This is a genomic window from Rhodococcus gordoniae (assembly GCF_001646655.1).
Taxonomy (GTDB): domain Bacteria; phylum Actinomycetota; class Actinomycetes; order Mycobacteriales; family Mycobacteriaceae; genus Rhodococcus; species Rhodococcus gordoniae.
Genome location: NZ_LPZN01000029.1, coordinates 25,611 through 51,018, shown reverse-complemented (window position 1 = coordinate 51,018; position 25,408 = coordinate 25,611). Strand labels below are relative to the sequence as shown.

Annotated in this window: 24 protein-coding genes; 8 read left to right on the top strand and 16 right to left on the bottom strand. The window is 68.4% G+C overall.

From position 1 onward, the window contains the following. The first annotated feature begins 267 nt into the window (after positions 1 to 267). Positions 268 to 1,038 (top strand): YncE family protein, encoded by a 771-nt coding sequence (locus A8G18_RS13035; protein WP_245207872.1) that lies wholly within the window; start codon positions 268 to 270, stop codon positions 1,036 to 1,038. Between the two features lie 195 nt (positions 1,039 to 1,233). Next, on the top strand, positions 1,234 to 2,076 hold the full coding sequence (locus tag A8G18_RS13030) for a cutinase family protein (RefSeq protein ID WP_084421773.1): 843 nt from the start codon (positions 1,234 to 1,236) through the stop codon (positions 2,074 to 2,076). 29 nt (positions 2,077 to 2,105) lie between these two features. On the opposite strand, the gene A8G18_RS13025 is transcribed toward A8G18_RS13030, so the two are convergent. The 5 genes from A8G18_RS13025 to A8G18_RS13005 form a co-directional block, all read right to left on the bottom strand. After that, the gene (locus A8G18_RS13025) at positions 2,106 to 3,017 is read right to left on the bottom strand and encodes an SDR family NAD(P)-dependent oxidoreductase (protein WP_084421777.1); all 912 of its coding nucleotides are present in this window, start codon (positions 3,015 to 3,017) and stop codon (positions 2,106 to 2,108) included. A gap of 46 nt (positions 3,018 to 3,063) precedes the next feature. Then, positions 3,064 to 3,705, bottom strand: coding sequence for a pyridoxamine 5'-phosphate oxidase family protein (locus A8G18_RS13020; protein WP_064064206.1), 642 nt, complete (start codon positions 3,703 to 3,705; stop codon positions 3,064 to 3,066). A gap of 74 nt (positions 3,706 to 3,779) precedes the next feature. Next, a complete protein-coding gene (locus A8G18_RS13015) occupies positions 3,780 to 4,379 on the bottom strand; it encodes a histidine phosphatase family protein (protein WP_064064205.1) in 600 nt (199 codons plus the stop codon). Between the two features lie 44 nt (positions 4,380 to 4,423). Next, positions 4,424 to 7,756, bottom strand: a complete 3,333-nt coding sequence (lysX, locus tag A8G18_RS13010; protein WP_425337699.1) for a bifunctional lysylphosphatidylglycerol synthetase/lysine--tRNA ligase LysX — start codon at positions 7,754 to 7,756, stop codon at positions 4,424 to 4,426. A gap of 156 nt (positions 7,757 to 7,912) precedes the next feature. Beyond that, positions 7,913 to 10,027: an MMPL family transporter gene (locus A8G18_RS13005; RefSeq protein WP_026002869.1), complete on the bottom strand. Its 2,115-nt coding sequence runs from the start codon at positions 10,025 to 10,027 to the stop codon at positions 7,913 to 7,915. 200 nt (positions 10,028 to 10,227) lie between these two features. Between A8G18_RS13005 and A8G18_RS13000 the strand changes: the two genes are divergently transcribed. Then, positions 10,228 to 11,004 carry a putative protein N(5)-glutamine methyltransferase gene (locus tag A8G18_RS13000; protein ID WP_016932292.1) on the top strand — a complete coding sequence of 259 codons (777 nt, stop codon included), beginning with the start codon at positions 10,228 to 10,230 and terminating at the stop codon, positions 11,002 to 11,004. Between the two features lie 22 nt (positions 11,005 to 11,026). Here the strand turns inward: A8G18_RS13000 and A8G18_RS12995 are convergent, their stop codons facing one another. The 4 genes from A8G18_RS12995 to A8G18_RS12980 form a co-directional block, all read right to left on the bottom strand. After that, entirely contained in the window at positions 11,027 to 11,833 is an 807-nt protein-coding gene (locus A8G18_RS12995) for an anti-sigma factor (protein WP_016932293.1), read from the bottom strand. Further along, positions 11,823 to 12,398, bottom strand: coding sequence for a sigma-70 family RNA polymerase sigma factor (locus A8G18_RS12990; RefSeq protein ID WP_016932294.1), 576 nt, complete (start codon positions 12,396 to 12,398; stop codon positions 11,823 to 11,825). Before A8G18_RS12990 ends, A8G18_RS12995 begins: the two co-directional genes overlap by 11 nt. 77 nt (positions 12,399 to 12,475) lie before the next feature. Further along, a complete protein-coding gene (locus A8G18_RS12985; protein ID WP_016932295.1) occupies positions 12,476 to 13,099 on the bottom strand; it encodes a DUF1365 family protein in 624 nt (207 codons plus the stop codon). Further along, positions 13,089 to 13,724 (bottom strand): alpha/beta hydrolase family protein, encoded by a 636-nt coding sequence (locus A8G18_RS12980; protein ID WP_016932296.1) that lies wholly within the window; start codon positions 13,722 to 13,724, stop codon positions 13,089 to 13,091. The genes A8G18_RS12985 and A8G18_RS12980 overlap by 11 nt, the downstream gene beginning before the upstream one ends. A 170-nt stretch (positions 13,725 to 13,894) precedes the next feature. Here A8G18_RS12980 and A8G18_RS12975 point away from each other — a divergent pair, with 170 nt between their 5' ends. Together A8G18_RS12975 and A8G18_RS12970 are read left to right on the top strand one after the other, a co-directional pair. Continuing rightward, positions 13,895 to 14,563, top strand: a complete 669-nt coding sequence (locus tag A8G18_RS12975) for a fasciclin domain-containing protein (protein ID WP_016932297.1) — start codon at positions 13,895 to 13,897, stop codon at positions 14,561 to 14,563. 34 nt (positions 14,564 to 14,597) lie between these two features. Further along, positions 14,598 to 15,188, top strand: a complete 591-nt coding sequence (locus A8G18_RS12970; RefSeq protein WP_016932298.1) for a lipocalin family protein — start codon at positions 14,598 to 14,600, stop codon at positions 15,186 to 15,188. A gap of 146 nt (positions 15,189 to 15,334) precedes the next feature. On the opposite strand, the gene A8G18_RS12965 is transcribed toward A8G18_RS12970, so the two are convergent. From A8G18_RS12965 to A8G18_RS12955, 3 genes are all read right to left on the bottom strand, one after another. Beyond that, entirely contained in the window at positions 15,335 to 16,798 is a 1,464-nt protein-coding gene (locus A8G18_RS12965) for an SDR family oxidoreductase (RefSeq protein ID WP_064064203.1), read from the bottom strand. Then, positions 16,795 to 18,159 carry a TIGR01777 family oxidoreductase gene (locus tag A8G18_RS12960; RefSeq protein ID WP_064064202.1) on the bottom strand — a complete coding sequence of 455 codons (1,365 nt, stop codon included), beginning with the start codon at positions 18,157 to 18,159 and terminating at the stop codon, positions 16,795 to 16,797. Before A8G18_RS12960 ends, A8G18_RS12965 begins: the two co-directional genes overlap by 4 nt. A 257-nt stretch (positions 18,160 to 18,416) precedes the next feature. Further along, entirely contained in the window at positions 18,417 to 19,772 is a 1,356-nt protein-coding gene (locus A8G18_RS12955) for a cryptochrome/photolyase family protein (RefSeq protein WP_064064201.1), read from the bottom strand. A gap of 28 nt (positions 19,773 to 19,800) precedes the next feature. Here A8G18_RS12955 and A8G18_RS12950 point away from each other — a divergent pair, with 28 nt between their 5' ends. Continuing rightward, positions 19,801 to 20,022, top strand: a complete 222-nt coding sequence (locus A8G18_RS12950) for an RNA-binding S4 domain-containing protein (protein ID WP_064064212.1) — start codon at positions 19,801 to 19,803, stop codon at positions 20,020 to 20,022. Between the two features lie 24 nt (positions 20,023 to 20,046). Here the strand turns inward: A8G18_RS12950 and rraA are convergent, their stop codons facing one another. Genes rraA through A8G18_RS12935 form a run of 3 tightly spaced genes read right to left on the bottom strand, consistent with a single transcriptional unit; the run spans position 20,047 to position 22,829 of the window. Continuing rightward, on the bottom strand, positions 20,047 to 20,535 hold the full coding sequence (rraA, locus tag A8G18_RS12945) for a ribonuclease E activity regulator RraA (protein WP_016934073.1): 489 nt from the start codon (positions 20,533 to 20,535) through the stop codon (positions 20,047 to 20,049). A 47-nt stretch (positions 20,536 to 20,582) separates the two neighbouring features. Then, positions 20,583 to 20,966, bottom strand: a complete 384-nt coding sequence (locus tag A8G18_RS12940) for a DUF5313 family protein (protein ID WP_026003270.1) — start codon at positions 20,964 to 20,966, stop codon at positions 20,583 to 20,585. Between the two features lie 18 nt (positions 20,967 to 20,984). Further along, complete coding sequence (locus tag A8G18_RS12935; protein ID WP_064064200.1) at positions 20,985 to 22,829, bottom strand: AMP-dependent synthetase/ligase; 1,845 nt, start codon at positions 22,827 to 22,829, stop codon at positions 20,985 to 20,987. A 68-nt stretch (positions 22,830 to 22,897) separates the two neighbouring features. Between A8G18_RS12935 and A8G18_RS12930 the strand changes: the two genes are divergently transcribed. After that, a complete protein-coding gene (locus A8G18_RS12930; RefSeq protein ID WP_064064211.1) occupies positions 22,898 to 23,281 on the top strand; it encodes a metalloregulator ArsR/SmtB family transcription factor in 384 nt (127 codons plus the stop codon). Further along, positions 23,278 to 23,904, top strand: a complete 627-nt coding sequence (locus tag A8G18_RS12925; protein WP_064064199.1) for an SRPBCC domain-containing protein — start codon at positions 23,278 to 23,280, stop codon at positions 23,902 to 23,904. The genes A8G18_RS12930 and A8G18_RS12925 overlap by 4 nt, the downstream gene beginning before the upstream one ends. A gap of 16 nt (positions 23,905 to 23,920) precedes the next feature. On the opposite strand, the gene A8G18_RS12920 is transcribed toward A8G18_RS12925, so the two are convergent. After that, complete coding sequence (locus A8G18_RS12920; protein WP_064064198.1) at positions 23,921 to 25,408, bottom strand: adenylate/guanylate cyclase domain-containing protein; 1,488 nt, start codon at positions 25,406 to 25,408, stop codon at positions 23,921 to 23,923.

Genomic DNA, 25,408 nt, shown 5'->3' with positions numbered 1-25,408 from the left:
AGCACTGTTCCGCAGCGCTGAGCGCTCGGGTGTCACAGCGCTGAGCGCTCGTATCTGCTGACGCGGGGCGCGATTTTCCGGAGATGTTTCCGGCCGATCGCGCCCCGTGTGGTGTCTGCGCTGGTGCGCGAGGGTCGGTTCCGGTTCGAGGAGTCGCGAGAGATTCGCACCGGGCCGGGCGTCGACGAGGGGCCGATGGACCGGAGGACGCGCTGCGCTTGTGACATTTCCGTGTCGCCGGACGCCTCAACCGTTATGGTTCTGCGCATGACGGCTACGAGACGTGCACTGGCGACGGTCGTGATGGGTGTGGGTGCCGCCGTTGCCGCCGTCACGGCGGCTCCTGCTGCGGCCGCCGACCCTGCGGGCGCATGCATCCGGAACGGCGGCGGCCTCGTCTCCGTCGACGGAGCCGAGCCCGTCCCACCGGTGTTCGGCTTCGACGGCCCCCGGCTCCTCGGGTTGCAGGGCGGCGCCGGCAACGCGTGCATCACCAATGTCGGCCCCGGCACGGTGACCGTCACGCATCCCGAGGGACGTGTCCCGGGCCGCACGGAGGTCTCCACCGCGATCGTCGAGATGCGGGTCGACGGCGGTCTCGGCAACGTCGCGGTCACCAACGTCGGTACCGGCGCGGTCACGGTGCACCGGACGGAGGTCACGCCCGGGCCCACCGAGGCCGCCGCACCGGCGCCGGTCCCCGGTGTGCCCGAGATGATCCTCGACGCGGGAACCGACGGCGTGTTCGTCACCAACGTCGGGACGGGAGGCGTCACGGTCGTCGACCGTGCGGTGGCGCCTCCGGAGCTTCCGGCGCCCCCGCCGCCTCCACCGGGTGCGGTGATCACCGATCCGTTCAGCGGAAACATCTATGTGACAAACCTCTTCGGGCCCGACCTCGTCGTTGCGGAACCCGTGCCGACCGCCGGTGGGAGCGTGGTCGAGCGTCCCGTGCCGGGAACCGCGATCGACTACGGGACGGGCAACGTCTTCGTGACGAACATCGGCGGGGGACAGGTGACCGTCGTCCGCGGCTGACACCGCTCGGATCGTCATCACAACGTTCCGGACTCGGATACATCACACGTAGCTCACGAGTATGTCATCCTTCTACTCGATACTGCCGGGGAGGGTTCGGCACCAGGACAGTAGCGGGGCGGGGACATGGCTATGAGAAGAGCGTGGGCGGCAACGGTGGCCGCAGTGGCGGCGTGCGCAGCAGTGTGCGTGGCAATGCCTGCGGCGCAAGCGAATCCGCCGGGCTGTCCGACGTTGAACGTGATCGCGGTACCGGGAACCTGGGAGACCTCGAATACTCCCGATCCCGCTCGCGGAAACGGCATGCTCGCCCAGGTCACGTCCGGGCTGCCCGCCGGGTCCCGCGTCGACTACGTCGTGTATCCGGCCACGGCCTTCCCGTGGGAAGGCGACGTGTACGCGGCCTCCCGCAACCGCGCCGTCGACAACGCCCGCGGAATCATCGCGGCGACGGCCGAGCGGTGCCCGCTCACGAACTTCGCCCTCGTCGGGTACAGCCAGGGTGCCGACGCCGCAGGCGATCTCGCCGCCGAGATCGGCACCGGCCTGGGAGTGGTCGGTCCGCACCGGCTCGTCGCGGTGGGCCTGCTGTCCGACCCGCGTCGCTCCGAACTCGACCCGTTCGTCGGCCCGCCCGCCGCCGGCGCCGGTGCGGGAGGCGCCCGCGCAGGAGGTTTCGGATTCGTCACGCCCAACGTGCGCACCATCTGTGCGGTGGGCGACCTCTACTGCTCGACTCCGCCGGAGGACTTCGTCACGCGTATGGCCGGCTTCCTCGCCATGTCGGCGGGAAGCCCGTTCGAGCAGCTCGAGAATTACCGCGACGAGGCGAGCACCCTCTACGACGACATCATGACCGCCGGCGGTATCCCGATGCTGCAGCTGCAGCTCACACCCGAGGCGAACGAGTTGCGCGAGACGAAGATCCGCACCTTCTACGAATCGCAGATCCACCAGGACTATTCCAACTACGTGGTCGACGATCGCGGAACCACCGCCACGCGGTGGCTGCGCGACTGGATCGCTTCGAAGGCCTGACCATCGGCCGCCCGGTCGACATCGAACAATCAGTCGATGTCGAATCGGGCGCCCACGCGCATGACTCGGGGTGCGAAGCGCATCAGCCACTTACGGACCTTCGCACCCGGAGCGACGGTCACCACGGGCCGATTGTGACGGACCGCCCCGACGATCTCCTCGGCCACCTTCTCCGGCGCGATATGCAGGCGCCGGTACATCGCGAGCGTGCGGGTGCGACGCGCGGCCCGCACGTCCCGGTTCGGTGCGACGTACTCGGCCGTCCGGACGAGGTCGGTGTCGACCAGGTCGGGGCACACCACGGTCACGCCGATGCCGTGTTCGAGCAACTCGGCGCGCAGGCACTCCGACAACATGAACACTGCGGCCTTGCTCGTCGAGTAGGCGGCGAGATTGCGTTGCGGCATGAACGCCGCCGCCGACGAGACGTTCACGATGTGCCCCCCGGTACCGCGTTCGGTCATCTGTTCCGCGAAGGCGCGGCAGCCGTAGACCACGCCCCAGAAGTTCACGTCCATCACGTGCTCGAAAACGCTCTGCGGGGTGTCGGCGAACGCGCCGATGACACCGACACCGGCGTTGTTGACGAGCACGTCCGCCACGCCGTGCCGCTCGCGGACGGTCTGTGCGAACTCCCGGACCTGCTGCTGGTCGGAGACGTCGAGTTCGTAGGCGTGAGCGCCACCGCCGAAGACGGCCTCCGAGCCTCCGGCGCCGGGAGCCGGGACGTTCACCAGCGCCACCGTGTCGTGGGCGCTGTCGAGATCCTTGTCGGCGACGACGACGATGGCACCCTCGGCGGCGAAGGCCAGCGCGGAGGCCCGCCCGATCCCGCTACCGCCGCCGGTGACGACGACGAGGGTGCCGGTCAGGTCGCGCAGACGGCTGCGTAGTGCAGCGCCGGCGCGCCAGCGGCGCATCTGTGCGATCCGAGAGGTCACCACACCATCGTGACGCACTCGGCGCGTGTGGGCATGACGGGAGCAGTCAGTACAGGAACTCGCGATAGTGTTCGCGCTTGCCCTGCTCGGCGTCGGCCGGAATCTCGATCGAGTGGAGTTCGGCGTGCATGTCGCGCATCGAGGGCACCGCCGCGCGGTCGGGATAGGTCGACGGATCCCACAACCTGGCGCGGAGCAGTGCCCGGGCGCAGTGCAGGAAGACCTCGTCGATCTGCACGATCACGGCCAGCTGCGCCGGCTTGTTCTGCAGCGACAGCTTCCCGAGCAGGTCCGGGTCCGTCGACAGGGTGGCGCGGCCGTTGATCCGCAGGACCTCTTCGTCGCCGGGGACGAAGAACAGCAGCCCGACGTGGGGGTTCTCGAGGATGTTCCGGTAGGAATCGGCACGTCGGTTGCCGGGCCGGTCGGGCAACGCGATGGTGTGGTCGTCGAGCACGAGTACCGCCGACTCGAGATCGCCGCGCGGAGAGCAGTCGCAGTTGCCGACGGCGTCGGCCGTGGCGATCGTGAAGAACCGCGCCAGCGACAGGAAATTCCTGATCAGCGGGGTGAGGTGGGGTCGTGCTTTGTCGACGATCGCCGGGTGCGGAATGCCCAGGACGGCTTCGAGCTCGTCCTGTGTCCGTATGCCGCCCTGCACGAGCTCGTCGATCCTGTCCGCATCCATCCGGTGCCACCTCCGGCGGTGACCGTATCAATCCTGTACGCCGAAGATCACGTCGGCGTTCTGGTCCTGCCCGATCAGACCCGCAGGGTGTCGCGCACGTGGCCCGTCTCGTTGATCGAGGCGACGCGGCGCGCTCCGCTGCGTGAGACGAGGATGCGCGTCACCGACGCGTACTCGATGGGGAACATCAGGGGCCGGGGCAGGTCGAGCAGGTGCTGCAGCACGATGTTCACGACCCCACCGTGGACGAACAGCGCCACGGTCTCGGAATGGTCGCACGTGTCCACCACGTGGTCGATCCCTCGCAGCACGCGGGTGCGGAAGTCGTCCGCATCGACGAAGTCGGGCAGGTGACCTGCGAGGATGCGCTTGTACGCGGCGGGTGCGACGTCCTTCGCGGCGTCGATGGTGAAGTAGTGGTCGTGCCCGTAGTCGTACTCGGCGATGTCCTCCGTCGTCTTCACGTCGAGGCCGCGGTGGTCGGCGACGGGTTCCGCGGTCTGCAGGGCCCGTAGCTGCGGGCTGGAGAACAATCGCGTGATGGCGTACGGCGACAGCGCATCCGGCAACCGCGAAGCCTGGAGGCGACCGGCCTCGGTGAGCGGCGGATCGGCGACGCCGGTCTCGGCGCGGGCGTTGTTCGGCTCGGCGTGGCGGATCAGGAGTAGCTGCACGACCTCACGATGCCAGGTGTCCCGGTTTCACGTGAAACCACCCGTCAGGAGCGTCTCGGCTTCGTGAAGGGGAACGCCAGCGACTCGCGGATGCTGCCGCCGAGTACGAGCATCACGATCCGGTCGACACCCATACCGAGGCCACCGGTGGGCGGCATCGCGTACTCGAGTGCTCCGAGGAATTCCTCGTCGAGTTCCATCGCCTCCTCGTCGCCGCCCGCGGCGAGCAGCGACTGCTCGGTGAGGCGGGCACGCTGGTCGAGCGGATCGGTGAGTTCGCTGTAGGCGGTCCCCAGTTCGACACCCCACGCCACCAGATCCCACTTCGCCGCGACACCCGGCTTGCGGGGATGGGGGCGGGTCAGCGGCGACACCGAAATCGGGAAGTCGGTGTAGAAGGTGGGGAAGGTCGTCTTCGATTCCACGAGGTGCTCGTACATCTCCTGCGCGGTGGCACCGGCGTCCCAGGCGGGGTTGTAGGGAATCTCGTGCTCGTCGCACAGGCGTCGCAGGACCTCGACGGGAGTCTGCGCGTCGACGAACGTCCCGAGTGCCTCGGAGATCGCATCGTGGAAGGTCTCGACCGGCCATTCGCCGGAGATGTCGATCTCGACCGGCGTGCCGTCGGGTCCGGGCCGCAGGATGATCTCGCGCCCGTGCGCCGCGCGTGCCGCCGCCTGGATCAGTTCCCGCGCGAGGACCCGCATCTTCTCGTAGTCGCTGTGCGCCTCGTATGCCTCGAGGATCGTGAACTCCGGGTTGTGCTTGAAATCCGCACCTTCGTTGCGGAACACCCGGCCGATCTCGAAGACCTTCGCCATGCCGGCGACGCACAGTCGTTTCAGGTACAGCTCCGGGGCGATCCGCAGGTACAGGTCGGCGTCGTAGGCGTTGATGTGCGTGACGAACGGTGCCGCGTTCGCGCCGCCGTGCACCGACTGCAGGATGGGGGTCTCGACCTCCAGATAACCACGTGTCTGCAGTTCGTCGCGCAACGATCGCACGACGGCGCTGCGGGCCGCGAGATGATCGCGTGCCCCGCGGTCGATCGCGAGGTGCAGATAGCGCTGCCGTACGCGGGCCTCGGGGTCGACGAGGCCGTGGTACTTGTCGGGCAGCGGGTGCAGGCACTTGCCGTCGATGCGCCACGAATCGGCGAGCACCGAGATCTCCCCGGTGCGGCTGCGTCCCATCTCCCCGGAGACCTCCACGAGGTCGCCGAGGTCGAACAGGAAGCGTTGCCCGGCAACACGGTGCCGGTCGACGAGGATCTGGATGTCGCCCGACCAGTCGCGCAGTACAGCGAACAGCACACCGCCGAAGTTGCGGATGCGCAGGAGCCGTCCCGCCACGGTCACGGCGGTGCCGGACTTCGTGACCCGGGCCTCGGCCGCGGTGTGGGTCGGAGGATGTGCGACCGGGTAGGGATCGACCCCGTGCTCGACGATCCGCTGCAGGGTGTCCATACGCACCTGGACCTGCTCGGGACGGCGCCGCCCGTGCGCGACGACCGGCGTACCGTCGCCGAGCCCGCCGTCGGGTGCGCTGCCGTCGTCGTGCAGTGCGGCCGCGACCTCCTGGTCCTCGGGGAACGCCGAATGTGTTCCCGTGTGTTGCCGGGTGTTCCGGCGGCCGAAGGTGGGAAGGGTGAGGAAGCCCTCGGCGATCGCCGAGGCGAGCGCGACCCGCGGGATGAGCCGGTTGTCGCGGAAACACAGGAAGCGCGGCACCCACTCGGGGTGGTACTTGACGTTGGACCGGTACAGCGCCTCGAGCTGCCACCACCGGGAGAAGAACAACAGGATCGACCGCCACAACCGCAGGATCGGCCCGGCGCCGATCCTCGCGCCCTCCTCGAACACCGATCGGAAGACCGCGAAATTCAACGAGATCCGCTCGATGTCGAACTCGGTGCCCCGTGAGGCGAGTTCGGACACCATGAGTTCGACGACCCCGTTGGGGGCCTGCGGGTCGCGGCGCATGAGGTCGAGCGACACCCCGTCCGCTCCCCACGGCACGAGCGAGAGCATCGCGACGACCTTGCCGTCCGAGACCGCTTCGACGAGCAGGCAGTCGCCGTCGAGCGGATCACCGAGCCGGCCGAGGGCCATCGAGAATCCGCGCTCGTTCTCGGTGTCGCGCCAGGCGTCGGCGCGCTGGATCGTGGCCGACAGTTCGATGGGCGACAGTTCGCGGTGGCGCATGATCCGTGCGGTCACACCGTGTTTGCGGGCACGGTTGACGGCCTGCCGCACCGCTCGCATGTCGCGTCCGCCGAGACTGAAGTCGCGGGTGTGCAGGACGGCTTCGTCGCCGAGTTGCAGCGCGTTCAGGCCCGCACGGTGGTAGGCGGTCGCACCGTCCTCGCTCGCTCCCATCACCGCCGGTGTCCATCCGTAGGCGCGGGCGAGATCGAGCCATTCGTCGATGGCGTGCGACCACGCCTCGGGGTTGCCGATCGGATCACCGCTCGCGAGGCACACCCCGAGTTCGACGCGGTAGGTCACCGCGGCCTTCCCGCTGGGTGCGAACACGACGGCCTTGTCTCGCCGGGTTGCGAAGTAGCCCAGCGAATCGTCGCTGTGGGCGAGCAGACCGCGGATGGCGGATTCGTCGCTGCCGGTGAGCGCGTTGCTCGCCCGCTGCGACCGGAACAGGACCACGGCGGCCGCGAGGACGGCGAGCGCACCGAGCAGGCCGAGCAGTGTGTTGACCAGCCCGTTCGGCCGGCCGCCGAACTGGTCGTTGTCGATGAACGTCAGTGCGGTGACACGGTTGAGCGCCCACAGGAACCGGTCGGGAGCCGGCAGGCTGCCGGGGAACAGTTCCACCAGGCCCCAGCCGATCAGCGTCGCGACGACCAGACCGCCCACGAGCACACCGAGTGCGGCCCACACGTTTCCGCGCCGCACCCGCGTGTAGAACTCGGGATAGGACAGCAGCAGTATCGCGACCAGCACCAGGTGGACGACCAATGCGACGAGGTGGTTCGGGTCGCGGTCGACGATGCTCATCACGAGATTGGTGATGGCGAACCCGCCCAGATAGATCGTCAGGATCCACCACGCGATGCGCTTGCGACCGGCGATCGCACCGGCGAGCAGGCCGATGACGAGAGCGAACGATAGGCTCGTGTCGGGAGCGTCGAAGTAGTACTCGTCGAGGTACTCGCGAGGAGTGTGGATCCAGTACCGCACGGTCGGGGAGATCGACCACAGCGCCACCACGAACGCGTAGATGCCCAAGGCCAGGCCGACGATGTGCGGCACGGCGGACAGACGTCCGCCGATGCGGTCGGTCAGCGAAGGCCGGGAGGGTGGCCGGGTGTCCTCCACCGGACGCGGGCGCTCGACAGGGGCGGTGGGATCCGCAGACATGGAACAAGACGGTAACGGGCAGACGCGGCAGCCGTGGGACGAACGGCCGCGGGCCGGATCACATCTCCGGTCCCGCGACCGTCGTTCCTGCAGCTACGAACCTGTCATGAGCGCTGCGCACCCTGCGCACTCACGAGCGCTGCGCACCCTGCGCGCTCACGAGCGCGGTGCTCCTGCGATCGCCACGTCCTCGGTCGGATCCGGTTCGGACGGCTCGGTCCGGGCAAGCGCGCTCGGCCACCAGATCTTCCTGCCGATGTCGATGGTCAGCGCCGGCACCACCAGCGACCGCACGAGCAGTGCGTCGAGCAGGACACCGAAGGCGACGATGAACGCGAGCTGGGCCAGGAACAGCAGCGGGATCACCGCCAGCGCCGAGAACGTCGCCGCGAGCACCACACCGGCGGACGTGATGACACCACCGGTGACGGTCAGTGCCCGCAGCGTGCCCGCGCGGGTACCGACCTTCTTCGTCTCCTCACGGACGCGGGTCATGAGGAAGATGTTGTAGTCGATGCCCAGCGCCACGAGGAAGACGAATCCGAACAGCGGCACCACCGGGTCGGCGCCGGGGAATCCGAACACGTGGTTGAACAGCAGCGACGACACACCGAGCGTCGCCGCGAACGACACGATCACGGTGAGCATCAGCAGGACCGGCGCGACGACCGCACGGAGCAGTGCGATGAGCACGAGCAGCACCACGAGAGTCACCACCGGGATGATGACGGTGCGGTCGCGGGTTGCGGTGTCCTTCGTGTCGAGGTCGACGGCCGTGGGCCCGCCGACGAGGGCCTCCGCGTCGGGTACCGCGCGTACCGCCTCGCGGATGCGCTCGACGGTCTCCTCTGCGGCGAGGGAGTCGGCCGGATCCGACAGGGTCGCCTGCACGGCGACGAGTCCGTCGACCACGCGGGGTGCACCGCCCGGGCCGGGGACAGGTCGAGCGGTCGTCACGCCGTCCACACCTTCGGTGGTCCGGACGACATCGTCGAGCGCGCCTTCCCGGGCGACGACGATGGTGGGCGAGCCGGTGCCGGCGTCGAAGTGATCACCGAGCACCTCCTGCCCGGACTTCGAATCCGTCTGTAGCAGGAACAGATCCGACGACGCGACACCGCTCGCCTTGAACTGCGGTGCCAGCAGTGCGAAGGCGATGAGGACGAGGCTGCACACGATCCAGATCGGGCGCGGCTTCGAACCGACGAAGGCGGCGACGCGGCCCCACACCTTGTGGGACTTCTGTATGTCGTCCACGTCGGCGTTCGCGTCGTAGGCGGGACGCGTGGGCCAGAAGGCCACGCGGCCGAGCAGCACGAGGGCCGCGGGCAGGAAGGTCACCGAGGCGAGGAACGAGGTGGCGATCCCGATGGCGGCGACGGGGCCGAGCCCACGGTTGGAGTTCAGGTCCGACAGCAGCAGGCACAGCACACCGAGGATGACGGTGCCGGCCGAGGCTGCGATCGGTTCGATCGAGCCGCGGAGCGCGCTGCGCATCGCGGCGTACTTGTCCTGCTGCAGCCGCAGCTCCTCGCGGTACCGGGAGACCAGCAGCAGTGCGTAGTCGGTGGCGGCGCCGAACACCAGGATGAACATGATGCCCTGGCTCTGCCCGTTGAGTGCGATCACCCCGGCGTCGGCGAGCACGTAGACGAGCAGGCTCGCGAGGGCGAGTGCGAATACTGCCGAGATGATGACGACGAACGGCAGGATCGGGCTGCGGTAGACCACCACGAGGATCACGAGGACGACACCGCCCGCGACGAGCAGCAGCAGTCCGTCGATTCCACCGAAGGCCGACGACAGGTCGGCGGCCTGACCGGCCGGTCCGGTGACGTAGACGGTCAGCCCGTCCGGTGCTCCCTCGAGCGAGGTCCGGAGTTCCTCGACGGCGTCCTGGACCTCCCCGGAGGCGTCGAGCGGAACGATCATCTGCGCCGCTTCACCGTCCTCCGACGGGATCGGCGGCGGGCCGGCCGATTCGGTGGCGAGGAAGGCGAGATCCTCGTCGGTGATTCCACCCTCGCGTTCGGCGACGACGATCGCGGGGATGAACTCGCTCTCGGTGAACTGCGCGTACAGCTCGTCGGCGCGAGTGGATTCGGCGGAGGCCGGGAGGAAGGTGCTCGCATCGTTGGAGGCGACCTCGTTGAGCTTGCCTGCGAACGGACCGCCGCCACCGGCGGCCACGAGCCACGCGATGAGCAACAGGGCGGGCAGCAGCCACCGCCATCGGCCGGTTCTGCGTGGGGGCGCGGTAGCAGTGCTCAAGATTCCTCCTCGTATGAGCGGTCTCGGACCCGGCGACCCCGGGCAGGCTCCTGCCCGAGATCGTTCGTTCCCACAGTGCTCTTCGTGCCGGCCCGGGGAATACCCATGATCGGGAGATCCCACCCCTTCACGGGGTGTGAGTCGCCCTCCGCCACGGAAAACGGAGAGATTCGCCCGATGAGCGCGCGGTAAGGTGCCGCATGGTCTCCGCCCACCGGACCCACGCCGACGTCGTGTCCGCATTGCGAGCAGCCGGTTGTGTGTTCGCCGAGGAGGAGGCGCAGCTCCTGGTGGAAGCCGCTCGCACGCCCTCGGATCTGGAGCGGCTGGTCGCGCGGCGGGTCTCCGGCGAGCCTCTCGAACAGGTGCTGGGACACGTCTTCTTCCACGGCCGGCGCATCGCGGTGCGGCCCGGGGTGTTCGTCCCTCGTCGACGCACCGAGTACCTGGTGGACTGCGCGATCGAACTCGCGCGGCCCGGCGCCGTGATCGTCGACATGTGTTGCGGGTGCGGCGCGGTCGGCTCTGCGGTCGCCACCGCAGTGGGAGCCGCCGAGATCTACGCGGCGGACATCGATCCCGTCGCCACGGCCTGCGCACGCCTGAACCTGCCGTCCTACCGGGTGTTCGACGGTGATCTGTTCGACGCCCTGCCCGCGACGCTGCGCGGACGCGTCGACGTGCTCGTCGCCAATGCGCCCTACGTGCCGTCCGGGGTGATCGGATCGATGCCGCGGGAGGCACGCTGCAGCGAGCCGCGTCGCGCGCTGGACGGCGGGCCCGACGGCCTGGACGTCCATCGCCGACTCGTCGCGGGCGCGATCCGATGGCTCACCGGCGGCGGGTCGCTGCTCGTCGAGTCGGCCGCGGCGCAGGCACCCGTGGTGGAGGGCCTCATCGCCCGCGCCGGTCTCGACCCGGCCGCACGAAGGTCGGAGGAATTCGATGCGACGGTCGTCATCGGCACCCGCCGATGACGTGATCGCTGCCGCGGCCATGTCAGTCGAGTGGGAGCTGGGCGAAGATCGCGGTCGGCTGGGTCGACCCGCCTGTCGGCTCGACGCTGAAGGCCAGTGCGGTAGCGCCGGAGATGTCCTCGAGCACCGCCGTCGTGGACGGCGCGACATCGGCGGGCGTCATCGTGCCCGCGGGTTCCATGCCCTCGGGGCCGACCAGCCACATCTGATAGACACTGCCCTCGGCCGGCGGGGCGACGTTGTTCATCACCAGGACGCCCGCGTCCTCCTCCTTGGAGAACACCACGGTCGCGGTACCGCCACCCTCGAGCGAGCCCGACGAGGTCCGTACGTCCTCGGCCGCGAACACCCGCTCGCTCGTGGCCGGTCCGGACGGTGCCGACCACTGACCGGCCACCACGACACCGCCGACCGCGACGATCACTGCGGCCGCTGCGGCGAGCAGGAAGTTCCGGCGGCGCGCCCGGCGACGCTCGTCGAGGGACACCGGCGGGGGAAGGACGTCGTCCTCCACCGTCTCCGGTGCCTCGGTCGCCTCCGGTGCCCCGGATTCCTCGACGGAAGTCTTCGCGGCGAGTTCGGCGTGAACCAGATCGAGCAGTCGCACCCTGAGCGCGGGCGGCGGCTCGGTCGCGGTGCCGGCCGACATCGCCGCGAGAGTCTCGTGGATCTCGCGGACCTCGGCGGTGAATCGCGAGACCACCTCCGCATCGGCTTCCGCGAGTTGCTCGGCGATCTCCCGGCGCTCGCCGGGCGTCACGGCATCCAATGCGAATCCGGGTGCCATGTCGAGCAGATCGCGCGAGGAATCGTTCGCCTCATTCGCCATCGACGGTCACCCCCAGACAATTCTTCAGTCGTTTCAGGCCGTCCCGGATGCGCGACTTGACGGTCGGCAACGGGGACGAAAGTTCTTCTGCCACTTCGGTATATGTAAAGCCTCTGTAGTAGGCGAGCTCAACCGAGCGTCGCTGCAGTTCGGTGAGCGAACCCAGGCACTCGTTCACCCGGCGGCGGTCGTCGCGCTGCGCGACCTCCTCGCTCACCGAGTCGAATGCCGCGTCGACGTTCGTCGAACCGTAGTGCGCCTCGCGGTCGGCTCCGGACTGTTCGCTGCGGACCCGGTCGACGGCGCGCCGATGGGCGAGCGTGATGATCCACGACAGTGCGGAGCCCTGATGCGGGTCGTACTTGTCCGCCGACCTCCACACCTGGAGGTAGACCTCCTGGGTGGTCTCCTCGCTGTAGCCGGGATCCCGGAGGACCCGCAGCACCATGCCGAAGACTCGGGAACGCGTCGCGTCGTACAGTTCGGCGAACGCCGTGGGGTCTTGCCGGGCCACCCGCTCGAGCAGTGCGCCGAGGGTATCGGTATGGCCTCCGACGCCGGTCATCGGCTCAGTCCGCTCATCGGGGGAAAGCCTAGCCGGGACCTTTCCTCCGCTCAAGGCAACCGTGTCGACCACGAGCGTCACCCCATCCACATCCGTGCGCGCAGGACCGTCGCGAGGTCGGCGGGCATCCGTTCGCCACTGACGGTCGCGGTGAACATCGGCACGCCGGGCCGCCGCAGGGCGACCGAGAGGGCGAACATGTCGCCGGCGCGGGTGACGATGTCGATCTCGTCCGAGCGCAGCGTGTAGCAGTGCCGTCCGCTCCGGCGCGTGTGGATCTCCGCGACGACGCAGGCCAGCGAGCCGCTCGGATCGTGGCACCAGAACAGATTCAGCGGATCCGATCCGCGGCCGAGACGCCGGATGTTCAGCAGCGCCGTGATCCGTCCTCCCGGCACCCTCACTCCGTCGGCGACGAGGTGGTCCTCGACGCGTCCGCGGAAGGTGTCGGAATCACTCGCGACGAAGTGATCCCACGGATCGAACCGCGTCAGCATGCGCAGCCACCACGGCGACGACGGTGTCTCGTCGACGTCCATGACCCAGCTGAAGCCGCGATATTCGAGCGACGGGCGCTCGGACGATCCCCGCGCGTGGCGCACGAAGGTGCGGTAGATCGCCGGCGTGACCACGACCCGGCCACCCGGGAACTCGACATCGTCTCCGATCATCGCGACTGCGCGGGGAAGGTCAGGATGCATGGTCGTCTCCGGGGCACGTGGTCGGTTTCCCCGACAGTGTGCACGCGAGGAAATCGGCCGTGGTGTCGGCCCACCACCGAGGGTCGGTGAGGAGGAAATGTCCGGCTCCGGGCAGAGGCCGCCATCGTGCGCGCACACCGCGGTCTCCGGCCGCCATCGCCTGGCTCTGCGCCATCCGGGGATCGGTCCGGGTGTCCTCCGTGCCGTGCGCGACCAGCAGGTGCCGACCGGCGGGAATCAGATCGGCGTCGTCGGCCGGCCACCACGGCGCCAGGGCGACGAGGGCCTCCACTCCGTGCTGGGCCGCGAGATGCGCGATCGCCCGCGCACCCATCGCGTGCCCGACCAGTCCGAATCGGACGTCCCCACGGCGCCGCGTCACCGACTCGATCGCCCGCAGGCCGTCGCGGACCGGGCTCATGTGATCGCCGTTCCATCCGCGACAGCGGTAGTCGACGAGATCGACCGCGATGTCGTACCGACCCAGTCGCAGGCGCAGTGCGTCGGCGAACAGACGCATGCGAATCTGCGACAGATGCCACGGCCGTGGCGGGGTGGCGCCGACCGGACACCCGTCGGGCAGCACGAGCACGTGTGCCGGTCGGGGATCCGAGAACTTGTCCATGACCGGCATTCGGAGCGAAGGGCGATGCGGATGGGTTCCCGGCGGATACCGATCCGGAAAAAATTCTTTCGATCCCGACCCATCCGCGCGGCCCCGAGGTTCGAATGACCGGTGACACACCTGATCGACGTGGCCGTTTCCGGCCACGGCCTACGAAGGGAATCACAGTCATGAACATCACTGCGCGCAAGAGTCTGGCCGCCGTCGGAATCGGTGCGATCTCCCTGCTGGGTGTCGCGGCGTGTTCGGATGATTCGGGCACGGAAACCACCGACACCACCACCATGCAGACCACGCAGGAAACCATGGATGAAACCACCACGGCTGCAACCGGAACCGCGGCCCCCGCTGCCGGCCCGGTCGGCCCGGGGTGTGCCGACTACGTCGCCGCGAATCCGAGCGGGCCCTCCTCCGTCGAAGAACTCGCGAACCAGCCGGTCGCCGAAGCCGCCGGAAATGTTCCGATCCTGACCACTCTCACGCAGGCCGTCTCCGGGCAGCTCAATCCCGACGTGAACCTGGTCGAGACTCTCAACGGTGGCGAGTTCACCGTATTCGCGCCGGTCGACGATGCTTTCGCGGCCCTGCCGCCCGAGACCGTCCAGACCCTCCAGACCGATTCGGCCCTGCTCACTGACATCCTCACTTACCACGTGGTTCCGGGTGAGCTGGCCCCGGCCGATGTCGTCGGCACACAGACCACCGTGCAGGGCGGTACCGTCGAGGTCTCCGGTGAAGGCGACATGCTGAAGGTCAACGACGCCAACGTCATCTGCGGTGGTATCGAGACCGAGAACGCCACCGTGTACCTGATCGACGGCGTCCTCCAGCCCCAGTAACCACCACTACCCGGTCGACGGAAAGGTAGAAGACATGCGTTGGTCCCGACACGGCGGTCGGGGGCTTGCGGCGGCGTTCATCGCCGCCGCAGGTGCGTTCCTGTTCGCCACGCCCGCCGCCGCAGCGCCTCTCGCCCCGGTTCCGCAGCTGGATGTGAATCGGTATGTGGGGCAGTGGTATCAGCTCGCCGCCAATCCTGCCCCCTACAATATCGACTGCGTGCGCGACACGATCGCGTTCTACACACTGCTCGACGAACGCAATGTGCGCGTGGAGAACTCGTGCACCACGATCACCGGGGACCGCCGCGGTATCGTCGGGAACGCCCGTGTGAACGAGACTGCCTCGCTGCACGTGGCGTTCCCCGGTGTCCCGTTCCAGGATTCGCTCGACGGGCCGAGCAACTACATCGTCACGTATCTCGCGGACGATTACTCGTGGGCATTGGTCGGGGACCCGACACGCATCTCCGGATTCGTCCTGTCGCGCTCGCCCGTCGTCAGCGCCGACGCGTGGCGCGAGATCCGGGGTGTCGTCGAGGCGAGTGGGTACAACTCGTGCCTGATGCTCACCTCACCCACCACCGAGGGACTGCAGGAGATCAGACCGCTCTGCACTGTGTGACTCTCGGGACGGATCGGGGTGGTGTGCGGATCCAGAGGAAGATCCGCACACCACCCCGATTCGTCGTATCTGTACCATCCGCTCACGAATCAGCCATCTGCGACGGCAATGTGCTGCAGCGAATGGCGAAGAATGAGCAGATCGCTCTAGCGACCGGCGGTACCGGCGATGTTCTCGAGCATGCCCCGGAAGATGATGCCGTGGAACGGAACCAGCGCGTACCAGTAGAGCCGTCCTGCGAGTCCGCGCGGGAAGAAGATCGCGCGCTGGTGCACTCGGGAGCGACCCGACTCCAGGGGTTCGACCCGCCATTCGAGCCAGGCCCCGCCGGGTGCCCGCATCTCGGCGCGCAGGCGCAGCAGCGTCGGGCGCTCGATGCGTTCGACGCGCCAGAAGTCCAGGGCGTCACCGGTATGCAACGTCTTCGGGTGCCGGCGTCCCCGGTCGGGTCCGACACCACCGACGAACCGGTCGAGCCAGCCGCGGATCGTCCATGCCAACGGGAAGGAGTACCAACCGTTCTCGCCTCCGATGCTCTCCACGACGGCGAACACCTTCTCCGGTGGGGAATCGGACTCGAGCGAACGTTCGTCGGTGAAGACGACCTCTCCGGCCCACTCGGGGTCGGAGGGCAGCGGGTCGGCGGGTGCACCGACCGGGGACGCGTTCGTCCACGTCGTCTCCACCTCACCCCGTTCGAGGCGGCCGAGAGCGAGACGGACTGCGTCGCGGTAACCGGTCGGGCCGGACTCCGGTGGGGGGATGATCGTATCGATATCGTGGTTGCGCATCACCGCGTCGGTGGACAGCGATTCGAGGAGTGCGCGCCCGAGCGCGGGAGGGATGGGCGTGACCAGGCCGATCCACAGCCCGGCGAGTTTCGGTGTGAGAACCGGAAGGACGAGGATCCGTCGCTTCGTCAACCCGGCGACCTCCGCGTACTGCTGCATCATCTCGCCGTACCGCAGGACGTCGGGCCCACCGATGTCGTAGGCGCCGCTGCGGGGAAGAGGAGCCTCGGCGGCGGCGACCAGATAGTGCAGGACGTCGCGTACCGCGATGGGCTGGATCCGGTTGTTCACCCACCGTGGGGTCGTCATCACCGGCAGTCGATTGCTCAGGTGCCGGACCATCTCGAACGACGCAGAACCCGAACCGATCACGACACCGGCCTGCAGCACGAGTGTGGGCACTCCGGACTCCGTCAGGATGCGTCCGACCTGAGCGCGTGAGTACAGGTGTGGCGAGAGTTCGGTCGCATCGGGGTGTAAACCGCCGAGGTACACGATGCGGGACACATCGCAATCGCGTGCGGCATCGGCGACGTTCTGCGCGGCCCGTTTCTCCGCATCGACGAACTCGTCGCGGCCGCCCATCGAATGCACCAGGTAGTACACGACGTCGATATCGCGGCAGGCCTCATGCAGGGATTCGGGATCGTCGAGGTCGCCGCGGGTGATCTCGACGTCGCTCGCCCACGGTACGTCGCGCAACTTGTCGGGGCTGCGGACGAAGACCCGTACGCGGTAACCCGCCTCGAGCAGTCGCGGAACGAGCCTGCCACCGATGTAACCGGTCGCTCCGGTGACGAGGATGCGGGTTGGGATCACGTCTCCTCCAGGATGTGGCCGAGTTGATGGCGCAGCGATGCTTCGAGATCGGGGCGCCGGAATCGATACCCGATGTCGAGCAAGGCCTTCGGGACGACGAACTGGTCGGCCCGGGCGACCTCGCGCGCGCCCTCCTCGCCGAGCAGCAATCGGGGTCCGAAACCGGGGACGGGCAGCAGGGCCGGACGGTGCAGCACCGATGCCAGCACCCGCGTGTACTCCTCGTTGCGCACCGGTTGCGGTGCAACGGCGTTCACCGGTCCGGTCAGGGCGGGATCGGTGAGCGCGCGGTGGTAGACGTCGACGAGGTCGTCGATGTCGATCCAGGAGAACCATTGCCGGCCGTCGCCGAGCCGGCCTCCGAGACCGCTCGCGAACAGCGGCCGCATCAATTGCAGTGTGCCGCCGCGGGGTGTCTGGACGATGCCGGTGCGTACGTGCACGACCCGCAGGCCCTTCTTCTGCGCGGGACGCGTGGCGGCCTCCCAGTCGGCGACGACGTCGGCGAGGAAACCGGTTCCGCGGGAGGCGTGCTCGTCGAGCGGGGTGTCGCCGCGATCGTAGCCGTAGAGGCCGATGGCGGACGCGGAGACGAAGGTCGCGGGGCCGTTGGGTGTTCCCGCGGCGAGTTCGGCGAGCCGTCGTGTCGGCTCGATCCGGCTGTCGCGGACCGCGGCCTTGTGCGAGTCGGTGAATCGCCCGGCGATCGAGGCACCCGCGAGATGGACGACGGCGTCGACACCTTCGAGCAGGTCGGGCGCCGGATCGTGGGGGTCCCAGTGTCGATCGTCCGGTCGCCGCGACGGCCGGCGGACGAGCCGGATCACGTGGTATCCGCCCGTGGACAGGAAGGCCGTCAGGGCGGTGCCCACGAGTCCGCTCGACCCGGTCACCGCGACGGTCGCCGGCCGGATGCCCTGCGCGTGCGACCAGCGGTGGCTCGCAAGGTCATCGGCGAGCTGGCGGTGGCGGTAACGGAAGGTCTGAGTGAGGAAACGACCCGGCACCGGTGTGACGACGTGATCGGTGACGCGGGTACGGAACTCGCCGACGGCGTCGAAGCGGTGTTCGTGCCGCCACGAACCGATCGCGGTGGCGGGACGCGACAGCAGACCGTCGTGCGAGAGTTCGTCGACGAAACGTGCGGGCGGATCGTAATCCTCGGGATTGTGCCGGGAGATCCACCGCAGTCCACCGGGGAGACCGAGGACGGCCGTGCCGGATTCGAGGGAATCGGCCTCGGCGATGACGTTCATGGGTTGCCAGGGTGGGATCAGGCGGAGTATGGCGCCGGGACGGGAGTGCCAGTCGAACACGTCGTCGCGCGGTGCGTCGACGACACTCGAGAACTCGATCCCCATACTGTGCCTCCCGTTGCCGATGCCGTCCCTGTGGTCACGGCGCCGGAGCGGGCTCCGGCGCCGTATCCACTCAAGCAGGAAGGACGCTGATCAGGAAGGTGTATGCCTCGACGAGCGGGGTGTGGATGGCCATGAAAGCGGTTTCGACGAGTGCGCGCACTGCGGTGTCCTTTCGTTGGTTCTACGGCGAACACGGTGTCCGTCCAGAAGGTGTTCGGAGCACCGATACGATCGGATGGGTCGCTTCGCCGTCTTTCTCATCGGGGTGAGCGAATTCGCTCGTATCTGTCCAGAGCGACCCGACGTTCGTGTGCGTGATCGACGACCGGTTCGGGATATCCGTCCGGAGGGCCGTCGGGCAGACTGTGCACACGAGCGCCGTCGACGCTCCGCAGTTCGGGTACCCATCTGCGCACGTATTCACCCGTCGGATCGAACTTCTCGCCCTGCCGCGTCGGGTTGAACACCCGGAAGTACGGGGCGGCGTCGGTGCCGCTGCCCGCCGTCCACTGCCAGTTGTGTTGATTGGATGCCAGATCGCCGTCCACCAGATGTTCCATGAAATGTCGTGCCCCGCGCCACCACGGAAGGTGAAGGTCCTTCGTGAGGAACGACGCGACGATCATCCGTACCCGGTTGTGCATGACTCCCTCGGCGAGGAGCTGCCGCATCCCGGCATCCACGATCGGGAATCCCGTGCGGCCCTCGCACCACGCGGTGAACAGGGCGTCGGCGTCGGGCCCGGAATCGTAGGTGATGGCGTCGAAGTCGCCGTTGTAGTTGGTGCGTGCGGTCTCGGGGCGGTGGAACAGGACGTCGGCGTAGAAGTCGCGCCAGGCCAGTTCGCTGCGGAAGGTGGCGGCACCCTCGTCCGAGCGGTTCCGCAGGTCGTGCAACAGGGTCCGCGGATGGATGCAGCCGAACTTCAGATAGGGGGAGAGTCCGCTGGTGCCGTCGAAGGCCGGCCGGTCGCGGTCGGTGGCATACCGTTCGAGACCGCCGTCGAGGAATTCCTGCCACCGCTCCACCGCAGCTGCTTCACCGGCGGGCGGCGTGGGCTCGTCACCCTCGTCCGGAATCGGGACACGTGCGGAGCAGCCGGTCGGGTCCACCCAGTCGGCGGTGCCCGGGCCGGTCGCTGCGGGCGTGTGCCAGCCGTGGTCGTTCCAGGCGCGCCGGAAGGCCGAGAACACCTTGTAGGGAGTGCCGTCGGGTTTCTTCACGCGGCCCGGGGTGACGGCGTAGGGGGAGCCGGTGGCCACCAACGGAACGTCGCCGAGGGCATCGGCGACCGCGCGGTCGCGTCGCGTGCCGTACGGGCCGTGGTCGGAACTGATGTGGACTGCGGTCGCGTCGAACTCGGCGGCCACCGACGGCACGACCGTCGCGGGGTCCCCCCGGACGACGAGCAGGCGCCCACCGAGATCCCGGTCGAGTGCTCGCAGGCAACCCGTGAGGAAGTCGCGACGACGCGCCCCGGAGGGCCGGAGCAGTGCGTCGTCGAGGACGAACAGGGCGAGGGCCTCGTCGGCGGCCTCGGTGGCGGTGAGCAGAGTGGGCAGATCGTTCAGCCGGAGATCACGACGGAACCAGATGATGCTGGGGCGGGCCATGGATCCAGTGTCGGGGACAATGGGTGCCATGTCCGATGCATTCGATGTACCGATCCGTGACGAGTCGATCCGGCTCGGTCAGTTCCTCAAGCTCGCGAGCCTCATCGAATCGGGTGCAGAAGCCAAGGAAGTGATCGCCGACGGCCTCGTGTCGGTCAACGGTGAGGTGGAGGAGCGTCGCGGCCGTCAGCTGAAGGTGGGCGACGTGGTGGAGATCGCCGGTGCGAGCGCGCGGGTCGCGCACGAATGATGTGGTGACCCGCGCGCCCGGCGATCAGTTCTCGGCGCGGACGACGACGCCGTCGGAGTCGCTGTAGACGATCTCGCCGGGGTTGAACGTCACGCCGCCGATCTCGACGGGCACGTTCTTCTCACCCGAACCGGTCTGGGTGCTCTTGCGCGGGTTGGTGCCGAGGGCCTTGATACCGATGTCGAGGGTGCGCAGGATCGCGGAGTCGCGGACCGCGCCGTTGACGATGACTCCGGCCCAGCCGTTGTCGACACCGCGACCGGCGATGATGTCGCCGACGAGCGCGGTGTGGATGCTGCCGCCGCCGTCGACGACGAGCACGCCGCCGTTGCCCGGCTCGGAAAGGGTCTGCTTGACGAGCAGGTTGTCCTGGAAGCAGCGGATGGTGGTGATGGGGCCGACGAACTCGGTGCGGCCGCCGAACTGGATGAACTGCGTGTCGCAGCTGCGGATGTCCGGGCCGATCTCGTCGGCGAGGTCGGCGGTGGCTGTGAAGGCAGTGGCGTCGCTCATGGTGTGAGGATAGGCGGACGCGGTGCCCCGTACGGTGGGAGGCCCGGTCAGGACGCGCGACCGAAACGGCGCTCGTAGTCCTCTCGTTCGCGGTCGGCGCGTGCGCGTGCCTTCGCGCTGAGCAGCTCCGGGTCGAGGCCGTGCTGCTGGAGCCGGTGCCGTTGCCAGATGGGCATCAACGCCACCGAGAAGTACGTCCACGGCAGCAGCAGCAACAGCATCATCGAGATCGGGATCCACACCGGTCCCGGGATCAGCAGGAACAGCAGGAGCAGGGGGATCGCCGGAAGATTCCATCGCAGCAGGTACCGGCGTGATCCGCCGGGGCCCAGGATGTCGTCGCGTACCCACTCCCGCATCTCGGGCGGTAGCGTGCGACCGAACATGTAGCCGATCCGCCGCGGGAAATTCGGTCGTGCACTACTCATCATGAGATCCAGGATAGGCCGTCACCTCTCGTACAGGCCGGTCAGCCTGTCCGCGAAGTTGTCGACGACGACTTTCCGGCGCAGCTTCATACTCGGCGTCAGATCGCCCGACTCGACCGACAGTTCGCGTTCGATGATCGTGAACTTCTTGATCTGCTCCCACCGGTTGAGCTGCAGGTTCAGCTCGTCGATGTACCCGGAGATCAGCCCGTGGGTCTTCTCGTGCCGCGCGATCTCCTCGAACGAACCGCCCGCATCGTTCCTGTTCGCCCACTCACCGACGGACTCCGGATCCAGGGCCACGAGCGCCACGCAGTAGGGCTTGCCCTCGCCGTAGACGACGATCTCCGAGGCGTAGGGGCACATGCCCTTGAACGTCGCTGCCAGCGACGACGGCGCGACGTACTTGCCCTGCGACGTCTTGAACATGTCCTTCTTGCGGTCGGTGATGCGCAGGTAGCCCTCGTCGTCGAGGCTGCCGATGTCGCCGGTGCGGAACCACCCGTCCTCGGAGAGCGACTCCGCGGTCGCGTCGGGCCGGTTGTGGTATCCGGTCATCACACCGGGACCGCGAACGAGCACCTCACCGTCCTCCGCGATGCGGACCTCGGTACCCGGGACGGGCCAGCCCACCGTGCCGATCCGGTTGGCGTAGGGACGGTTGACGAACGTCGCCGCCGAGGTCTCGGTGAGACCGTAACCCTCGAGGACGGGGATGCCGACGGCGTCGAACCATTCGCCGACGTCCGGGTTGAGTGCCGCCGAACCGGAGATGAAGAACCGCAGCCTGCCGCCGAAACGTTCGCGAACGGTGGAAAAGACCAGCTTGTCGGCGAGACCGTGCTGCAGATTGTCGAGCAGGCCGGGCGACCTGCCGGCCTGTCGTGCCTTCGACACCTTCCGGCCCACACCCACGGCCCAGTCGAAGATCTTCTTCTTGGCGCCGCCTTCCTCCTCCATCATCCCCTCGACGCGTGCGTGCGCCTTCTCGAAGATGCGCGGGGCCGCGCCCATGAAGGTCGGGCGAACGACCGCGAGGTTCTCGACGATCTTGTCGACACGGCCGTCCACCGCGGTGGGGAAGCCGATCTGCAGGGGGAGGGTGAGCAGCACCTTCCCGAAGACGTGCGACAACGGCAGCCACAGATACTGCAGGTCGTCGGAGGTGAGCATGTGCAGCGCGTCGATGGCGGCAGCCTCGTAGGTCCACGCCGAGTGCGGCAGGCGCACGCCCTTGGGCTTGCCGGTGGTGCCCGAGGTGTAGATGAGGGTCGCCAGGTGCTCGGCCCGGATGCTGTGGATCCGGTCGAGCACGGTTCCGGCGTCCTCGGCGAGCAGGCCGCGGCCCAGCTCGGCGAGTTCGTCGAAGCCGATCACCCAGTCGCCGTCGCCGGGGCCGTCGAGAACGACGACCTTCATGACCTCGGGGAGATCCCCACGGTGACCGACGAGCTTCTCCACCTGCGCTGCGTCCTCGGCGATGACGATACGGCTGCCGGAATCGGCGACGATGAACGCGACATCCGTGGCGTGGGTTGTGGGGTAGACGGTGGTCGTCGCCGCGCCCGCGCACATGACGGCGAGATCGGAGAGCACCCATTCGTACCGGGTGGACGAGGCGAGGGCCACGCGGTCCTCGGATTCGATGCCCAGGGAGATCAGGCCGGCCGCGAGCAGCCGCACCCGGTCTCCGGTCTGTTCCCAGGTGACCGACGTCCATCCGTCGGCCCCGTCGGGGAAGCGGAAGGCCTCCTCGTCGGGGGTGGCGGACACTCGGTCGAGCAGCAGACGGGCGACCGAGGGGGCGCGGTTGTCGATGACCGCTCGGTCGACCTTTTCCTCGGAGACGCGCGTCGTTGTCGGCATGCCTCGAAGTTTAGGGAGCAAAACCGTGCTTCTGGTAAATATAAGTAGAAACTTATATAGTGGGCTTCATGCACGGGTTCGAGGTTCTCGCAGATCCGGTCCGGCGCCGCATTCTCGAACTGCTCGCGGGCGGTGCGCAGACGGCGGGTGAGATCGTCGCGGTGATCGGCCGGGAATTCTCGATCTCCCAGCCTGCAGTCTCGCAACATCTCAAGATCCTGCGCGACCAGCGGTTCACCGTGGTCCACAAGGACGGCACCCGGCGCTACTACGAACTCGATCCCGCGGTCCTCGTGGAACTCGAGGGCTGGCTCGCGGGCCTGCATCCGCCGGTCCTTGCGGCGCTCGAGGCCCTGGAGACCGAGATCGCGCGCGGCAAGCGCGAGCGGCGGAGCCGGGATGTGGTCCCGCCCACGATCCGCCGACCCGACGAGAGAAGGAGATCCTCATGAAGAACGTGATCACGAGCAACGAGACGAATCGCCGCACGGTCGGGCGTCGCACGGTCGAGGGGCGCGAAGCCAAGGTCGTCACGGTCTCGCGCAGCTACCGCACGAGCGCCGAGGACCTGTGGGAGGCATGCACCGATCCGCAGCGCATCCCCCGCTGGTTCCTGCCTGTCGAGGGCGACCTCGAGGTCGGTGGCCGGTACCGGCTCGAAGGCAACGCCGCCGGCGAGATCCTCACCTGCGAGCCGCCGCGGATGTTCACGGCCACTTGGGAATTCGCGGGACAGGTCAGCTGGATCGAGGTGTCGATCCTCCCCGAACCGGGAGAGCGTGCGCGCCTGGAACTCTCACACATCGCCCGCCCCGACGAGCACTGGGAGCAGTACGGTCCGGGTGCGGTCGGTATCGGTTGGGATCTGGCACTTCTCGGACTCGGCCTGCACCTCGAATCGGGAGAATCGGTGAATCCGAAGGAGTTCGAATCCTGGTCGATGTCGGAGGAGGGACTGCAGTTCGCCCGAGACAGCAGCGCGGCCTGGTGCGAGGCCGACATCGCCGCCGGCGAGGACCCCGAACAGGCACGCGCTGCCGCCGGCCGGACGAGCGCGTTCTACACCGGCGGCTGACGGGCCGGCCGGCCCTTCAGTTCTCCTCCGAGCGACGCCGCTGCCGGGCGTTGGCAAGCGCGGCAGCCGAACGCAACACCTGCGGGGTGCGTCGCGCCGCCCGCAGGACGGCACGGTCGAAGGGGTTGAGCGAGACGCGTCTGCGGGGCGCCTCCAGGGCCGGCTGCCCGCCGACGAGGGCGAAGAGACGGACCTTGCCCGGCACGCCGGCGAGCCGATGCGACCCCCGGTCGGCGAACCGCAGGCCCGATCCGCCGGCCCGCTCGCGCGCGTGGCGAGAGACGAGCACTTCCCCCGGGCGGGCGGCGGCGCCGATCCGCGCGCCCACGTGCACTGTCATGCCTGTGACGTCCGTGCCGGTCGGCTCGACGATGCCGGCGTGTACCCCGGCACGCACCTCGAATCCGAGACGGTGCGCCTCCTCGACGATCCGTGCCGCGCACTGCACGGCGGCCACGGGCCCGTCGAACAGGCTGAAGGTGCCGTCCCCGACGGTGCTCACCAGCCGCCCGCCCGCTTCGGTCACCGCGAACCGGACGTCGCGTTCGTGACGTGCGAGCAGGGCCCGGTAGGACGTGTCGCCGATGCGTGCGAGGAGCTTGGTCGACCCGACGATGTCGGTGAACAGGGTTGCCGCGAAACGCCGGCCGGCGTCGACGGGTGGGACGGACCCGCGGACGAGTTCCTCGACCATGGTCTGGACCTGCGACCACGCTTCGCCGAGCGCGGCGCCGCGCGGGGACGGCCGGGTGATCACCAGCTCTCCGTGCGGCACCAGACCGGCCAGATATCTCGCCGGGGCCACCGGGATCGAACCCCCGGACACCAGCACCACCCTCGTGGGGCACTGCACCGACCCGAGGGCGTGCGAATAGTCGATCCGCAGACTCGCCTCGAGGTGCGCGCTCATCGTGCTCGGCGACGCCGAGCACCGCTCGAGCATGGCCATCAACCGGCGGTTGTAGGGACTGTCGACGTGCGCGTCGGTCAACGGCACCGTGAGTCCCTCACCCCAATGCCGGACGGCGTCGCGCCACGACTCGACGAAATCGGTGATCTCGGGCCCCGTCCACCCGTGCGGCGGCCGGTCGTAGTCGAGCAGTGGTTCGCAGTACGGCGCGACGAGCATCAACGCGTGGACACGGTCGGGAGCGGTCGCCGCGACGAGTACCTGCGGTCCGCACGTGCTGTGGATCCCGACGAGTGTGGCGTGCCGGATCTGCTCGGCGTCCATGACGGCGAGGACGTCCTCCGCCTGCTGTTCGATCGTGGGCACGTGATCGACGGGATCGGAGAGCCCGAAACCGCGGCGCTGGAAGTAGACGGCGCGCGAGTAGGTCGCGAGGCGTTCGAAGAGCGAGTGCATGTACGGATCGGTCCACAGCAGATCCAGGTGCATCTGGACCTCGAAGAACCACACGACGTCGGCGGGACCGGCGCCGACCACCCCGTAGGCCAGGTTGTGACCGTCGCGGGGCAGGTACCGGGTGACCGGTGGATCCAC

What these genes read in the sequence shown, in the direction of transcription:
- A8G18_RS12940 (WP_026003270.1), bottom strand. Translation starts at nt 20,966, where the DNA reads ATGATGAGTAGTGCACGACCGAATTTCCCGCGGCGGATCGGCTACATG.
- A8G18_RS12950 (WP_064064212.1), top strand. Translation starts at nt 19,801, where the DNA reads ATGTCCGATGCATTCGATGTACCGATCCGTGACGAGTCGATCCGGCTC.
- A8G18_RS13030 (WP_084421773.1), top strand. Translation starts at nt 1,234, where the DNA reads ATGCCTGCGGCGCAAGCGAATCCGCCGGGCTGTCCGACGTTGAACGTG.
- A8G18_RS12930 (WP_064064211.1), top strand. Translation starts at nt 22,898, where the DNA reads ATGCACGGGTTCGAGGTTCTCGCAGATCCGGTCCGGCGCCGCATTCTC.
- A8G18_RS12935 (WP_064064200.1), bottom strand. Translation starts at nt 22,829, where the DNA reads ATGCCGACAACGACGCGCGTCTCCGAGGAAAAGGTCGACCGAGCGGTC.
- A8G18_RS12925 (WP_064064199.1), top strand. Translation starts at nt 23,278, where the DNA reads ATGAAGAACGTGATCACGAGCAACGAGACGAATCGCCGCACGGTCGGG.
- A8G18_RS12995 (WP_016932293.1), bottom strand. Translation starts at nt 11,833, where the DNA reads ATGGCGAATGAGGCGAACGATTCCTCGCGCGATCTGCTCGACATGGCA.
- rraA (WP_016934073.1), bottom strand. Translation starts at nt 20,535, where the DNA reads ATGAGCGACGCCACTGCCTTCACAGCCACCGCCGACCTCGCCGACGAG.
- A8G18_RS12980 (WP_016932296.1), bottom strand. Translation starts at nt 13,724, where the DNA reads ATGGACAAGTTCTCGGATCCCCGACCGGCACACGTGCTCGTGCTGCCC.
- A8G18_RS13000 (WP_016932292.1), top strand. Translation starts at nt 10,228, where the DNA reads ATGGTCTCCGCCCACCGGACCCACGCCGACGTCGTGTCCGCATTGCGA.
- A8G18_RS12970 (WP_016932298.1), top strand. Translation starts at nt 14,598, where the DNA reads ATGCGTTGGTCCCGACACGGCGGTCGGGGGCTTGCGGCGGCGTTCATC.
- A8G18_RS12985 (WP_016932295.1), bottom strand. Translation starts at nt 13,099, where the DNA reads ATGCATCCTGACCTTCCCCGCGCAGTCGCGATGATCGGAGACGATGTC.
- A8G18_RS12955 (WP_064064201.1), bottom strand. Translation starts at nt 19,772, where the DNA reads ATGGCCCGCCCCAGCATCATCTGGTTCCGTCGTGATCTCCGGCTGAAC.
- lysX (WP_425337699.1), bottom strand. Translation starts at nt 7,756, where the DNA reads ATGTCTGCGGATCCCACCGCCCCTGTCGAGCGCCCGCGTCCGGTGGAG.
- A8G18_RS12975 (WP_016932297.1), top strand. Translation starts at nt 13,895, where the DNA reads ATGAACATCACTGCGCGCAAGAGTCTGGCCGCCGTCGGAATCGGTGCG.
- A8G18_RS12960 (WP_064064202.1), bottom strand. Translation starts at nt 18,159, where the DNA reads ATGGGGATCGAGTTCTCGAGTGTCGTCGACGCACCGCGCGACGACGTG.
- A8G18_RS13020 (WP_064064206.1), bottom strand. Translation starts at nt 3,705, where the DNA reads ATGGATGCGGACAGGATCGACGAGCTCGTGCAGGGCGGCATACGGACA.
- A8G18_RS13035 (WP_245207872.1), top strand. Translation starts at nt 268, where the DNA reads ATGACGGCTACGAGACGTGCACTGGCGACGGTCGTGATGGGTGTGGGT.
- A8G18_RS12990 (WP_016932294.1), bottom strand. Translation starts at nt 12,398, where the DNA reads ATGACCGGCGTCGGAGGCCATACCGATACCCTCGGCGCACTGCTCGAG.